This is a genomic window from Legionella steelei (genome assembly GCF_001468005.1).
GTDB lineage: Bacteria > Pseudomonadota > Gammaproteobacteria > Legionellales > Legionellaceae > Legionella > Legionella steelei.
This window is the reverse complement of sequence record NZ_LNYY01000019.1, coordinates 1,360,916-1,374,511: the sequence shown is the minus strand read 5'-3', so window position 1 is coordinate 1,374,511 and position 13,596 is coordinate 1,360,916. Positions and strand designations below refer to the sequence as shown.

The following is a 13,596-nucleotide window of genomic DNA, read 5'->3' as shown; positions in this document are numbered from 1 at the left end:
CGTAGGGCGGATGAGGGTAAATTTTCGTTACTCATTGAACCTAAAGCAAAAAATAAAAAAAACTCTCGACAGCAAGCCAAAATCTTGGGATACTTTTGCCGGCTCTGGATCGAGCCATTTAGTCCAACAATTAGGAGAAAATTATGAAAGCAAAATTTATTGCTGCTGTATTGTCATTATCTGTAGTTACTCTTTCTGCTCATGCAGTTATTCCCAAAGAATCATCTGTTAAGAAAAAACCTCCTGTCGTAATTCATAAAATTGATCTCAATACTGCGGATTTATCTATGATTACTGGTTCAGTAAAGGGTATAGGCAAAAAACGGGCTGAAGCAATTATTGCTTATCGAAAAAGCCATCATGGCTTTAAGTCTTTGGAAGAGCTTGCCGATGTGAAGGGCTTAGGGCAGCGATTTGTGACTGCGAATCGAGATAAATTAAATCAAGTGTTTGTTATTAATAAAATAGAATAAAAAACATACTGAAAAAACAATTTTTTTATGCCACTGTCGTAAGTGTTAATTAGTACAGCAGTGACAGATAATAGTCGTAATTGCTTACATAATAGCGTCAACTTAGGGGTAATCTGGGTGAAGGTTCGAAGCCCGGATTCACTTCGTTTCACGCAGGCTACAAGTACATTATGAACGTTTGGTGTGCTTAAGTTGACGCTATTACATGAATGCTTACAATAAATCAAATTATTTAGCAGACGTGTGTTGGTGCCTTAATTTGATCTAATTCATCTTTCAAACGGTTAATTCCACTCTTAAAGAAGGTAAAACTTGTTGCTCCGCGAACCGGGATAAATCCTCTTTTATGATGAATTGCTTTAAGGAATTTTCCTATATCACTTTCGTTACCATTTTCTTTGCTTAATTCATCACTGATTTCACCTTCAGATAAGGTGGATAATTTATTTTTGTCTTCAATAGACAACTGCTGAAAAGCTGTTTCAATTGCTTTAGTTTTCTTATGTGGATCGGATGAGAAAAAGCCAGCTCGTGCCAAAATTCCATTATTGATTGTTTCTATAAACTCATTAATCTTTTGCAAGTGTATAATTTCAGTGCTTACCGCTGATAAATCTTGATCTTGGCTCTTAATTATTCTTTCTTTTATTTTGAACGTATCTGCTTTATTTAAGCGCAATCTTCCAAGAGCGATCAATAGATCCGATTTTATACCATTAAAATTAGATGGCTTGGGTTGTTCAACAATAACTTCCTTAGGCAACGGTTGTTTTGCTTTACGTAACTCTTCTTCGAGTTGTGCATTTTCTTGCTGCAATGTCTCTAATCGAGTTCGAAGCTGAGTCACTTCGGATGGAACTTCACTTGATGACTCCGTGGAGTGTTTTCCTATTTCTGGCTGTTGGCGCAATAAGCTATTTTCTTTGCTTAAGGCTTCTAATTGCTGTTTAAGAGAAGTAATAGTTTGCTCTTGTTCTTGTGCAGAGCTTAGTTTTTCTCTTAACCCTTCATTTTCTTTTTGAACAACCTTTAATTGTTCATTCAACTTTTCTAAAGTGGCACTTTTTTCTTGAACCTGAATCTCAGTTCTTCCTATTTCTCTCTCTAACTTCTCGATTGTTTCTTTGGAAGTAGACTCAACTTTTTGTAATCGCACGAGTTCTATACGTTGTTGCTCAAGCTTTTCATTCGCTGCACTTAATTCACGCGTAAGAGTTTCATTTTGTTGCTGAATGTTTTTTAGGCGTTGCTCGGATGTATCTAAAGTAGTCACTTTTTCTCGTAAAGTGTCACTTGTCTTTTCTAATTCTGCTCTAGAAGTAGCTAATTCTTTTTTTGTTTTATCTAAAACTGCTTGCCATTGAGCAGCATAAACTGAGATAAGTTGAGTGAGTGCCATGGCTTTTATTGCTTCAGCCCGTTCCGGTTCTTTGACTAGAAGACTTTGTCTAAATTGATTTACATAATGGCTGATTTGCTCTGGATCTCCCTCTGGGAAACCAAGAGTTTTAAAGGTTTCACTGAACCGTTCTTCACGTTTTTGGCTTTCTACGGCAAATTCTTTTTGTGCTTCATAACGAGCAATAGCCACTGCAAAGCATTGTTGACATTGATTCAATGCTGGCTTTATTTCCTCAAGAAACTTCTCTGCTTCTTCTGCTTTGCCCTTTTTTAAAGTGATAACATTCTTCAGGCTTTGCCCAATGGCTTTGTACATTGAAGTCCATTGTAAGTCTATCCCTGAGGTTCCTGGATCCTTTTGTTTCAATTTTTTCGCTGCACCAACAGATGCTTTCTCCTCTAGGACTAAGATGTTAAAAGGAGTTCGCATGAAGTCAACCAATTTAAGTACGGATTCAATGAGTTCATTTACTTTTTCTACATACTTATCTTTGAACATCCCTTTTTGATGTTCAGGAAGAATGTCTTTAAACATTAAAAGTTTTAATATTGCTGCATGTTTTTGGGATGGAGTGCCTTTGAGGCCTTCAAAAAATTGCTTTGGGGTAAAACCTTTAGGGATTAATGGGTTAACAAAAGCATGTACTGCCTCAATTTGTTCACCACTTAATTCAACGATAGGCTTGCCATCAAGTGTTATACCTAAACGTAAATAAGCACCTAACAAGGCGGAATTATCAACTGCTGCTCTACCATGTTGAGGAATATGTAGTCTTTGAGCTCCTAGTAAGCTTATAAATTTACTTATATTTTCTGCGACTTTTGCATAAGCCAAGTGAAGATCTTTTCCTTCGTTTGTTTCTAATTGTAAAAAAGAAAAAAGATTAAAAAGAAGTTTAGCTATTAGATCCGGATTGCCATGGGTCCATTGTGATAATTCATTTGCTTTTAAACTGCTGGGCATATATTAAAACCTTAAGTAAATTCTTGTAGCTAGAAGTATATAATGTGATCAATTTGATCACAAAATGAGTTTTAGACTAAAGTTGTAAGGGAGGTTTGATCTAGTTCATTGATTTTAAGAAGATTTTTCCATTGGGGATGACAAGGAAACACGCAAATACGGCCGTATTTACAACAGACACCAAAACACCTGCTCTCTGATACTGTTAGGGAGATAGAAAAAGACTATATGTTGCTGTATTCAAAAAGTAGTCTGGGTGAAGGTAAAGTCGTAAACTGGGTTGCCGATAAAAAATCAGCACTTCTACTCCTAACAACTTCGCCTAAACGTTGCAATGGTGGTCCCAAATAAATAGGAGGCCGGCCAATTTAAGATTAATGTGGAAAAATAAATTGATAATCAAAGGACTATTTTAATTACTGAATAGGTAAAGAGTATTAAAAGCAATCCATTCTTGACTCTTGTCATAGTTCAAAAATCCAAAATTATCGTTGATGTACAAAAAATTCACTCTTTAAATTTTAAATTGTTGGCAAGAACTGTCGATTTTTATCCAAATTTAGGATAAAGTAACGCACAAAAAAAAGAACAGGATATTGCGGTTATGTTCAGAAAATTAAGGGGCGTGTTTTCCAACGACTTATCAATTGACTTGGGAACAGCTAATACATTGATTTATGTAAGAGATAAAGGGATTGTCTTAAACGAACCCTCCGTAGTTGCTTTGCGTAATGAATCAGGACAAAAACGAGTTGCAGCGGTTGGCCTCGAAGCGAAGCGAATGCTGGGAAGGACTCCAGGCAATATTAATGCCATTAGACCAATGAAAGACGGTGTGATTGCTGACTTTTTTGTTACTGAGAAAATGTTACAGCATTTCATACATAAAGTTCATGAAAATAAATTTTTAAGACCAAGCCCGCGTGTTCTGGTTTGTGTTCCTTGCGGCTCTACACAAGTAGAACGTCGTGCAATTCGTGAGTCTGCAATGGGTGCTGGAGCTCGCGAAGTATTTCTAATTGAAGAACCTATGGCAGCTGCTTTAGGCTCTGGAATGCCTGTAGAAGAAGCCAGTGGCTCTATGGTTGTGGATATAGGTGGCGGCACCACGGAAGTTGCTATTATTTCTTTAAGTGGTATTGTCTATCATCAATCGGTGCGTATTGGTGGCGACAAATTTGATGATGCTATTGTATCTTATGTACGCCGCAACTACGGTACGTTAATTGGTGAGACTACAGCAGAACGCATTAAGCATGAAATTGGCTCAGCGTTTCCAAGCCGTGATTTATTTGAAATAGAAGTTCGTGGAAGAAACCTTGCTGAAGGTGTTCCTCGTAGCTTCATCCTGACCAGTGCTGAAATATTGGAAGCACTGCAAGAGCCTTTATCCGGCATTGTTGGTGCTGTGAGAGCGGCGTTAGAATTAGCTCCACCTGAACTGGCAGCCGATATTGCTGAGCGTGGTATGGTTCTCACTGGAGGCGGGGCTTTGTTGAAAAACATCGATACTCTGCTGATGGAAGAAACTGGTTTACCTGTATTAATTGCTGAAGATCCGCTAACCTGTGTAGCACGTGGTGGTGGTAAAGCTTTAGAAACCATGGACTTGCGTGGCGGTGATTTCCTCTCAACAGAATAAAACATACAACAGATTATTTAGCAGGAGCGGGTACAGTTCTATAGGATTTGTACTCGCTCTTGTTTTTTCTGTTTTTTTAATGTTCTCTGATTATCACTATCGTTATCTAGATAATGTGCGTAGTGGCTTTTCCTTTATTGTTGCCCCTTTGCAATATGCGGTAGATTATCCTGTGCGAGTAATTGGCTGGGTGCAGTCACTTGTCAGCGCGAAAAAATCATTAATCGCAGAAAATATGCAATTGCGTTACCAGCAAGCCATGTTGGAAGCAGAATTACAAAAGTTAATTGTGATTCAAAAGGAAAACTCACAACTAAAAGAGTTGCTCCTTACTTCATCACAGGCAGAAATGCGTGCAATGGCGGCCCAAATCCTTGCTGTTGATACCAGCAATTCGCGTCAAGTAGTTGTTTTAAACAAAGGAAAACGTGATGGTGCTTATGTAGGCCAGCCTGTTCTGGATGCCAAAGGTGTTATGGGGCAAATTGTTGATGTTGGTCCTATAACCAGTACAGTCTTACTTATTTCTGACTCTAAGAGTGCAGTGCCTGTGCGCAACAATCGCACCGGAGAGCGGGCAATTCTTGTTGGCACAAATGATATAGAGAAATTATCCTTAATTAATTTACCCAAAACTTCCTCAATTCATCCTGGTGATGTATTGGTCACCTCAGGTTTAGATAGGCATTATCCAGAAGGTTACCCTGTGGGATCTGTCGAAGAGGTAAATAGCATTCCTGGCGAAGATTTTGTCAAAGTGAAAGTGAAACCGGTTGCACTTCTTAATCGTAATCGACTTGTATTGCTGATCTGGCCTGATGCCGAGCAAGAGCAATTGAATGCACAAATTAATGAGCGTTTAAATGCTAAGGAGACGATGTGATGAGAAATCTTCGCGTACGTTTGTGCTTGGGATTTACTGTGGCTCTGCTTTTGTCTATTTTACCTATGCCTGAGTTAATCTCTGCTTTTCGACCTCCTTGGGTTTTATTGCTTGTACTGTATATAGAATATTTTTTGCCGGGTAATTTTAGACTGACCACATTGTTGTTTGTGGGGTTATTATTGGATGTGTTACTTGCAACAGTAATTGGAGAACATTCATTTGCTTTACTTTCGGTAACCTGGCTTGCTTCCAACAAATCGAGACGATTCCAATTTTTTTCTATGATGCAGCAAATTTGCTTGATTGGATTTTTTTGTCTTTTATATCAATCGATTATTTCTTTAATCACCGCGCTACTCGGCTTTAATTATAGTTTATTCACACCTGTAACAAGTGCTTTAGTGGGTATGTTCCTCTGGCCATGGATTCGCCTACTAGGAGAAGACACTTTATTGAAGCGATTGGTTTATCGTTGAAAAATGTAGTTTGATGTAGGTAGGGCCTTGTCCAGGTTATACACGATATTTGAAATCGTGCTGTATTGTTCTATATTCACCAGGTTGTAAATTTTCTAATTTCCAATCACCAATTTGATGTCGTACTAATCTTAATGTGGGAAAACCAATTGCCGCAGTCATTTTGCGAACCTGATGATTCTTACCCTCTTTTAAAATAACTTCTAACCAGCAAGTAGGGATATTTTGTCTGAAACGGATTGGAGGATTTCGAGGCCATAATTGCGGCTCATTAATCAGTCTAACTTCTGCGGGCAAAAAGCGAATATCTTTAAGAACCAAACCTTTTTTAAGCGGCTCTAAATCGGCTTCAGAGGGTATTCCTTCGACTTGCACCCAATAATATTTTCTTTTCTCAAATTTTGGATGAGTTAATCGATGTTGTAATGCTCCATCATTCGTTAATAATAACAATCCTTCACTATTTTTATCTAATCGTCCTGCTGCATAAAAATTAGGCTTATTAATAAATGCAGCTAATGTGTGCTCATGCTCATCTCCAGAAAATTGACTGACGATACCATATGGTTTATTGAACAGAATAATTTCAGACATTAGAGATTTTATAAAAAGCGTTAAGAGCGCTTATAGTAGGTGTTTTCGCTATTGTGAGCAATTCCTTTAGTCAACTCATTGTTTTTATAGGTTAATTATTGTACAATAGCCGGCACTGTAAAATTACACTTGGATGGCTGTTGTTTATGAAATACACAATGCTGGTTTCACTTTTTTTCTGTCAATTTGCCTATGGGATGAATCATGTTGTTATGGTTGGTGATGAAAAAGTAGAAATTAAGCATGTAGTAGGTAGGGGAAAAACTTATATTCATGTGCACCATAATGAACAAACAGCTCTAAAGGCTGCTCAGGCGGTGATTCAAAAGGAAGGAGGGAGCCTTATTACTTTAGTCCATTCTGGAGGACGTAACATAGTATTCCGTTTAAATAACCAACGTTATGAATTTGATCCAAATCGTATTTTTACAGATAATGGAATTAAAAAAACCTTATCTCAGTTTGGCCAATATAATCCGCAAGCGCATCGAGAAGTAAATAAATTGGCAAGTAAAATCAAACAATTACTGCCTAAAGGCAAAGTAGTTGCCGTGCATAATAATTCAAGTTATTCACTTAAAGATTATCTTCCAGGAAATTCATTAGAAAATGATGCACAGGCGATTCATATGATTCCTGAAAATTATTTCCGTAATTTTTATCTAGTCACCAAAATCAATGATTTTCTTCGTTTAAAAAGCAAAGGATATAATGGTGTTTTGCAAAAATCTTCTGCAACAGATGATGGGTCATTGTCTATTTATTTGGCAAAAAATGATTATATCAATGTTGAGGCAGGATATGATCAACTCTTTGAGCAAATTAAAATGCTGCAACATGCATAAGCAAAACCGAATAAAATGCTAGGTATTTAATTCGGTTGCTTAGTAAGCATCCAAGTGAAGTAATTAAATAAAAATGATACTTGGGATTCCAAGTTATCACATGCTATCATTGCCTTTTCTCTAATTTTACGGAGTTGTCAATGACATACGATAAAATCAAAGTGCCTTCACACGGTGAAGCTATTACTGTTGCTCCAGATCTGTCACTTCGTGTACCTAATAATCCCATTATTCCTTTTATTGAAGGGGATGGTATTGGTGTAGATGTAACACCACCTATGATTCGAGTTGTTGATGCCGCAGTTGCTAAAGCATACGGCGATAAGAGAAAGATTGCTTGGATGGAAGTTTATGCCGGTGAAAAGGCAACTAAAGTTTATGGTGCCGATCAATGGTTGCCTAAAGAGACTTTAGATGCGATGAAAAAATATGTTGTTTCAATTAAAGGCCCCTTAACGACTCCAGTTGGTGGTGGGATTCGTTCACTTAATGTGGCAATTCGCCAAGAAATGGATCTCTACACGTGTTTACGACCAATTCGTTACTTCACTGGCGTTCCAAGCCCACTTAAAGAACCAGAAAAAACAGACATGGTTATTTTTAGAGAAAACTCGGAAGACATTTATGCTGGTATTGAATGGCAAGCAGATACTCCTGAAGCAAAGAAAGTAATTGAGTTCTTAATGAAGGATATGGGCGTTAAAAAAATCCGTTTTCCTGAGCACTGCGGCATAGGAATTAAACCAGTTTCTAAAGAAGGAACTACACGTTTAGTACGAGCAGCAATCCAATATGCAATTGATAATGATCGTCATACGGTTACTTTAGTGCATAAAGGTAATATTATGAAATTTACCGAAGGTGCATTTAAAGATTGGGGCTATCAAGTTGCGCGTGATGTTTTTGGCGCCAAGGAATATGAAGGTGGTCCTTGGATGGAAATCAAAAATCCTAAAACAGGTAAGCAAATCATCATTAATGATGTCATTGCCGATGCGTTTCTCCAGCAAATCCTTTTAAGACCAGAAGATTACAGTGTTATTGCTACACTTAATTTAAATGGTGATTATATTTCTGATGCTTTGGCAGCTCAAGTAGGTGGCATTGGTATTGCACCAGGTGCGAACATCAGTGATGAAGTTGCTGTATTTGAAGCAACTCATGGAACAGCACCAAAATATGCTGGTAAGAATAAGGTAAACCCAGGTTCGATTATTCTTTCTGCTGAAATGATGTTACGTCATATGGGATGGAATGAAGCCGCAGATTTAATTATCAAAGGCATGCAAGGTGCTATAGCCGCCAAAACTGTAACTTATGATTTTGAGCGTGGTATGACTGGCGCTACTTTGGTTAGTAGCTCTGGTTTTGGAGATGAAATAATTAAGCAGATGTAAATTGTATGGGTATGATGTAGCCGAAGTGAAATGTAGAAGTCATTTGAGAGTGCGAAGGCTGTCTCTTAGGGCATCTTACATTGCTAAGGCTACAAATTTATACCTTTTTTCAGTTTATACCGTAATGAATGCTATCTAACCAATATGTTTTTGATTATTTCAAAGGCTAATTTTTTCATTAAAAATAACTGATTTTACTGGCCAAAAGTGCATAGTGAGTCTATAAAAATAATATAGAGGTTGTATATTATGACTGGGCAAAATCTAGAGGAAATTGTAAGGCATGAAGTTGCTGAGCCGGAGTTGGGCACAGAAATTAGGGTGCCTAGAAAGTACAAGGTGGTGTTGCTCAATGATGATTATACACCTATGGATTTTGTAGTTGATGTACTGAAGCATTTTTTTCATCTTAACGAAGAAATTGCGATTCAGGTGATGTTACAGGTTCATATCCAAGGAAAAGGCGTATGTGGGGTATTTACGCGAGATATAGCAGAAACAAAAGTAGCGCTGGTAAATGAATACGCCAGAATGAATCAGCACCCATTGCTATCCAGCATGGAACCCGAGTAATTTGCTGTGGGCTGAAGAGGAGCAACGACAATGTTAAATAAAGAACTTGAATTCACCTTGAATTTAGCTTTCAAGGAAGCAAAAGAGAAACGTCATGAATTTATGACCGTTGAGCATTTGTTGTTGTCATTGCTTGATAACCCAGCGGCTGGAAGTGTATTGCAAGCATGTGATGCAAATATTGAAGCACTACGCCGTGATTTAGTAGAGTTCATTGATGAAACTACGCCTAGAATTCCTGAGGATGAGTTAGATAGAGAAACTCAGCCAACTTTAGGTTTTCAACGAGTACTGCAACGCGCTGTGTTCCATGTTCAATCTGCGGGGAAAACAGAGGTAACGGGGGCTAACGTTTTAGCAGCAATTTTTAGCGAACAAGAAAGCCAGGCAGTTTATTTCTTACGACGTGAGAATATCACTCGACTTGATGTGATTAATTATATTTCTCATGGTGTTTCTAAGTATCAAAACAATGACATGCATGAGAACATGAACTCTATGGAAGATGATATGAGTTCATCAGAAGGTAATGAGTCACCTTTAGAAAGTTATTGCACAAACCTCAACAGACGTGCAAAACAAGGTAAAATAGATCCTTTAATCGGACGCCACGAAGAAATCCAACGTACAATTCAAGTATTGTGCCGTCGCAGGAAGAATAATCCATTGCTTGTTGGTGAAGCAGGTGTTGGCAAAACCGCAATTGCTGAGGGACTTGCTCGACGTATAGTAGACGGTGAAATACCTGATGCAATCCGTGACTGCATTGTTTACTCACTCGATCTTGGCGCGTTACTTGCTGGTACTAAGTATCGTGGTGATTTTGAAAAACGATTAAAAGCTGTATTAAAGCAATTAGGACAACAAGAAGGCGCTGTTCTGTTTATTGATGAAATTCATACTATTATTGGTGCTGGTGCAGCATCAGGTGGTGTTATGGATGCATCAAATTTAATTAAACCTTTACTGGCAAATGGCGAGCTAAAATGCATTGGTTCTACAACTTATCAGGAATACCGTGGTATTTTTGAAAAAGACAGAGCCTTAGCAAGACGTTTCCAAAAGATAGATATTCCTGAGCCTACAATAGATGAAACTTTTGAAATATTGAAAGGGTTAAAAGGGCGATTGGAAGAGCATCATGGCGTCAAATTTACGATTCCTGCATTGAAAGCGGCTGCTGAACTGTCTGCTAAATACATTAATGATCGATTTTTGCCTGATAAAGCAATCGATGTTGTTGATGAAGCAGGCGCATATCAAAATTTATTAACAGCAAGCAAGCGTAAGAAAATAATTAGTGTCACTGAAATTGAGAGTGTTGTTGCAAAAATTGCACGCATCCCCATTAAGAAAGTATCTGCTCGTGATAAAGATACCTTGCGTAATTTAGAACGTGATTTGAAACTTTTAGTTTACGGACAAGATCAAGCAATTACGGCATTAGCTTCTGCAATTAAATTAGGACGCTCTGGCCTGAGAGATCCGCAAAAACCAGTTGGTTGTTTCCTATTCGCAGGGCCAACAGGTGTGGGAAAAACAGAAGTCACTCGACAATTAGCTAATGTTTTAGGCATAGAATTACTTCGTTTCGATATGTCTGAATATATGGAAAAACATACTGTTTCACGCTTAATTGGTGCTCCTCCAGGATATGTTGGTTATGATCAAGGTGGTTTGTTGACAGAGGCTGTGACTAAAAATCCTCATGCGGTGTTATTGCTTGATGAAATAGAAAAAGCACATCCAGATGTATTTAATTTGTTATTGCAAATTATGGATCATGGTACTTTAACTGATACTAATGGTCGTCAAGCAGACTTTAGACATATCATTTTGGTAATGACCTCTAATGCCGGTGCAGGTGAGTTAGTACGAAACTCTATCGGTTTTTCACAACAAGACAACAGCAATGATGGCCTTGAGGTAATTAAAAAGCAATTTAGCCCTGAGTTTAGAAACAGACTCGACGCAATCATTAATTTTGCTCCATTAGATGCAGTAACTATAGGTTTAGTCGTTGATAAGTTCATTATGGAGTTGGATGAACAATTAAGTCATAAAGGCGTTACTTTTAATGTGGATAAAATGGCTCGTGAATGGCTTATTGAGCATGGTTATGACAAAGTAATGGGCGCTCGTCCAATGGCCAGGCTGATTCAAGAAAATGTTAAAAAGCCTCTTGCTGACGAACTTTTATTTGGTAAGTTAATGCATGGTGGCCATGTAACCTTGAAAGTTAAAGATGGTAAATTACATTTTGATAGTCATGATCATAGAGAGGGCGTTTTTTAAATGACGTTGACTGTAATAATAATAACCAAAAATGAAGAGAGGAATATTAGACGGTGTCTCGAATCCGTTCAATTTGCAGATGAGATAATTGTTCTGGATTCGGGAAGCACCGATAAAACAGTTCCCATTGCCAAAGAATATACCGAAAACGTGTTTTCTACTGACTGGCCTGGTTATGGTGTGCAAAAACAAAGAGCTTTATCAAAAGCTCAGGGTGATTGGGTATTGAATCTTGATGCTGATGAATCAGTAAGTGAACAATTGCAACAGGAAATTCTTGATGCGATGGCATCTGATTCAGCGGACGCTTTTAGGGTTGCAATTCAAATGTATTTTTATAATCAGCCCCTAAGGTATTCTTCTAGTCCCAAGCGCCATATTCGTCTTTTTAAACGTGCAAATGCACATTTTAGTAATGATATTGTGCATGAAAAAATCGTGCTTCCAGAAGGGATCCGTATTGGTAAAATCAAAAATAGCATTATGCACCATTCGTTTAAAGATGTGAGTCATGTGCTTTATAAAATGAATAAATATTCATCTTATAGTGCAAAAACATATCTCATGAAAAAAAGAAAGCCAAGTTTCATTAAGACTATGGCAAGTACTTCGTGGATGTTTTTGCGATGTTATATTTTGCAGCGTGGATTTTTAGATGGACGATTGGGCTTTTTATTTGCGGTGTTTAATGCACAAGGAACGTTTTATCGTGGCATTAAACAGCTTTATCAAGACAGTAACTTAGATCAATTGCCTTCTTTGGCAAAAAGTGCTGAGGAATTAATTTGAGCTTGGACTTGTTAAAAGAAAAAACTAATTTATTAGTTCCTATTTTTCTTGTTCTGTTGATTTTTTTTATCCCTATAAGTTCCAGCATCAAATCAATTTTAATCATACCAACCTTACTCTTATTACTGTTCGCTCCTTATTATAGAGCCTATTTAAGTTATGCTTTGAATACATTATGGGCCCGTGCTGCGCTTATTTTATTTATTTATATTCTCATTTCTTGTTTTTGGTCAGAAGCACCTTTATCAATGCGATACAATGTGATTGATAAATATTACAAGTTAATTTTCTTACCCATTCTTGCTGTAGGTTTTATTAAACCACAAACAAGATTTTGGAGTTTAAATAGCTATATTTTCGTGGCGTTACTTACTTGTTTCCTTTCAATACTTAAAGCAAAAAATCTTCTGATGATAAATACCCCGGATCCTGGAGAAGTTTTTTATAATCATATTGTTACTGGTTTTATGATCGCTTTAGGGGTTTATTTTGCTGGAATCTTAGTGTTTCAAGCTAATATAAACAGCGGATTGCGAATTGTTTATATATTTATGATGTTATTAGGAAGTTATCAAATATTTTTTATCAATACGGGAAGAACAGGCTATGTTGCTTATGGAATTTTAATGTCACTATTGATTATTCAAAAATTTCCACCTAAAAAAGCGTTTATAGGCATTATGACTTTTCTGGGTATGATTAGTCTGATCTATGCTTTAAGCCCTGTCATGCAAACACATGCTCACATGATGATAAATGATATTAAGCTATTGCAAAATAATCAAACCAATACTTCTTTGGGTTTCAGAATACAGTTTCATCATTATGCTCAATCTTTATTTGAAAAAAATCCTGTGGTTGGTGTAGGAACAGGAGGGTTCCAATACAGTTTCTCTAAAGATCAACCAGTTCCTTCTTGGGGGCATAAACTGAATGATCCCCATGGCCAATATTGGCTGATTCTTGCAGAGCAGGGCTTGATTGGTTTGGTACTTTTTATTGCTTTTTTAGGGGCTTTATTGGTTACCACATTCCAACTTAAAGAAATGAAACCATTCCTTTTAGGACTGCTGGTTTCTTTTTGTATGCTATGTTTCTCAGATACGGTATTTTGCTATTCAACAATAGGCTATTTATTAATCTTCTTCAGTGCTTTATGTTTTGGTGAGCTAATTGAAAAAAGAGCGCATGCCACACTTAAAGAATTAGTTAAGATTCAATACGAACTTAATGCGGGTTCTTAAGTCCTTTAGTTCAACTA

General features: G+C 37.3%; 12 protein-coding genes. 10 read left to right on the top strand and 2 right to left on the bottom strand.

Annotated features, from left to right (window positions below):
• Window positions 1-143 precede the first annotated feature (143 nt).
• On the top strand, window positions 144-473 hold the full coding sequence (locus Lste_RS10215; RefSeq protein ID WP_058510915.1) for a ComEA family DNA-binding protein: 330 nt from the start codon (window positions 144-146) through the stop codon (window positions 471-473).
• Between the two features lie 232 nt (window positions 474-705).
• Here Lste_RS10215 and Lste_RS10210 read toward each other — a convergent pair whose 3' ends face one another.
• Entirely contained in the window at window positions 706-2,838 is a 2,133-nt protein-coding gene (locus tag Lste_RS10210; RefSeq protein ID WP_058510914.1) for a coiled-coil domain-containing protein, read from the bottom strand.
• A gap of 604 nt (window positions 2,839-3,442) precedes the next feature.
• Here Lste_RS10210 and Lste_RS10205 point away from each other — a divergent pair.
• The 3 genes from Lste_RS10205 to mreD are packed head-to-tail and all read left to right on the top strand — an operon-like array spanning window position 3,443 to window position 5,842.
• Window positions 3,443-4,480, top strand: a complete 1,038-nt coding sequence (locus tag Lste_RS10205) for a rod shape-determining protein (protein WP_003636696.1) — start codon at window positions 3,443-3,445, stop codon at window positions 4,478-4,480.
• Window positions 4,458-5,363 carry a rod shape-determining protein MreC gene (gene mreC, locus Lste_RS10200; RefSeq protein ID WP_058510913.1) on the top strand — a complete coding sequence of 302 codons (906 nt, stop codon included), beginning with the start codon at window positions 4,458-4,460 and terminating at the stop codon, window positions 5,361-5,363. The genes Lste_RS10205 and mreC overlap by 23 nt, the downstream gene beginning before the upstream one ends.
• Window positions 5,363-5,842: a rod shape-determining protein MreD gene (gene mreD, locus Lste_RS10195; RefSeq protein ID WP_058510912.1), complete on the top strand. Its 480-nt coding sequence runs from the start codon at window positions 5,363-5,365 to the stop codon at window positions 5,840-5,842. The genes mreC and mreD overlap by 1 nt, the downstream gene beginning before the upstream one ends.
• Before the next feature lie 36 nt (window positions 5,843-5,878).
• Here mreD and Lste_RS10190 read toward each other — a convergent pair whose 3' ends face one another.
• On the bottom strand, window positions 5,879-6,436 hold the full coding sequence (locus tag Lste_RS10190) for a pseudouridine synthase (RefSeq protein ID WP_058510911.1): 558 nt from the start codon (window positions 6,434-6,436) through the stop codon (window positions 5,879-5,881).
• A 146-nt stretch (window positions 6,437-6,582) separates the two neighbouring features.
• Here Lste_RS10190 and Lste_RS10185 point away from each other — a divergent pair, with 146 nt between their 5' ends.
• The 6 genes from Lste_RS10185 (at window position 6,583) to Lste_RS10160 (ending at window position 13,579) form a co-directional block, all read left to right on the top strand.
• Window positions 6,583-7,281: a protein tyrosine phosphatase gene (locus tag Lste_RS10185; protein WP_193393399.1), complete on the top strand. Its 699-nt coding sequence runs from the start codon at window positions 6,583-6,585 to the stop codon at window positions 7,279-7,281.
• Between the two features lie 140 nt (window positions 7,282-7,421).
• Complete coding sequence (gene icd / locus Lste_RS10180) at window positions 7,422-8,678, top strand: NADP-dependent isocitrate dehydrogenase (RefSeq protein WP_058510910.1); 1,257 nt, start codon at window positions 7,422-7,424, stop codon at window positions 8,676-8,678.
• Window positions 8,679-8,927: 249 nt separating this feature from the next.
• A complete protein-coding gene (clpS, locus tag Lste_RS10175) occupies window positions 8,928-9,251 on the top strand; it encodes an ATP-dependent Clp protease adapter ClpS (RefSeq protein WP_058510909.1) in 324 nt (107 codons plus the stop codon).
• Window positions 9,252-9,281: 30 nt separating this feature from the next.
• Window positions 9,282-11,546 (top strand): ATP-dependent Clp protease ATP-binding subunit ClpA, encoded by a 2,265-nt coding sequence (gene clpA / locus Lste_RS10170; protein WP_058510908.1) that lies wholly within the window; start codon window positions 9,282-9,284, stop codon window positions 11,544-11,546.
• Complete coding sequence (locus Lste_RS10165) at window positions 11,547-12,335, top strand: glycosyltransferase family 2 protein (protein ID WP_058510907.1); 789 nt, start codon at window positions 11,547-11,549, stop codon at window positions 12,333-12,335.
• Entirely contained in the window at window positions 12,332-13,579 is a 1,248-nt protein-coding gene (locus Lste_RS10160) for an O-antigen ligase family protein (protein WP_058510906.1), read from the top strand. Before Lste_RS10165 ends, Lste_RS10160 begins: the two co-directional genes overlap by 4 nt.
• The last annotated feature ends 17 nt before the right edge of the window (window positions 13,580-13,596 follow it).

What these genes read in the sequence shown, in the direction of transcription:
- Lste_RS10205 (WP_003636696.1), top strand. Translation starts at nt 3,443, where the DNA reads ATGTTCAGAAAATTAAGGGGCGTGTTTTCCAACGACTTATCAATTGAC.
- Lste_RS10210 (WP_058510914.1), bottom strand. Translation starts at nt 2,838, where the DNA reads ATGCCCAGCAGTTTAAAAGCAAATGAATTATCACAATGGACCCATGGC.
- Lste_RS10190 (WP_058510911.1), bottom strand. Translation starts at nt 6,436, where the DNA reads ATGTCTGAAATTATTCTGTTCAATAAACCATATGGTATCGTCAGTCAA.
- clpS (WP_058510909.1), top strand. Translation starts at nt 8,928, where the DNA reads ATGACTGGGCAAAATCTAGAGGAAATTGTAAGGCATGAAGTTGCTGAG.
- Lste_RS10165 (WP_058510907.1), top strand. Translation starts at nt 11,547, where the DNA reads ATGACGTTGACTGTAATAATAATAACCAAAAATGAAGAGAGGAATATT.
- mreD (WP_058510912.1), top strand. Translation starts at nt 5,363, where the DNA reads ATGAGAAATCTTCGCGTACGTTTGTGCTTGGGATTTACTGTGGCTCTG.
- Lste_RS10215 (WP_058510915.1), top strand. Translation starts at nt 144, where the DNA reads ATGAAAGCAAAATTTATTGCTGCTGTATTGTCATTATCTGTAGTTACT.
- icd (WP_058510910.1), top strand. Translation starts at nt 7,422, where the DNA reads ATGACATACGATAAAATCAAAGTGCCTTCACACGGTGAAGCTATTACT.
- Lste_RS10185 (WP_193393399.1), top strand. Translation starts at nt 6,583, where the DNA reads ATGAAATACACAATGCTGGTTTCACTTTTTTTCTGTCAATTTGCCTAT.
- clpA (WP_058510908.1), top strand. Translation starts at nt 9,282, where the DNA reads ATGTTAAATAAAGAACTTGAATTCACCTTGAATTTAGCTTTCAAGGAA.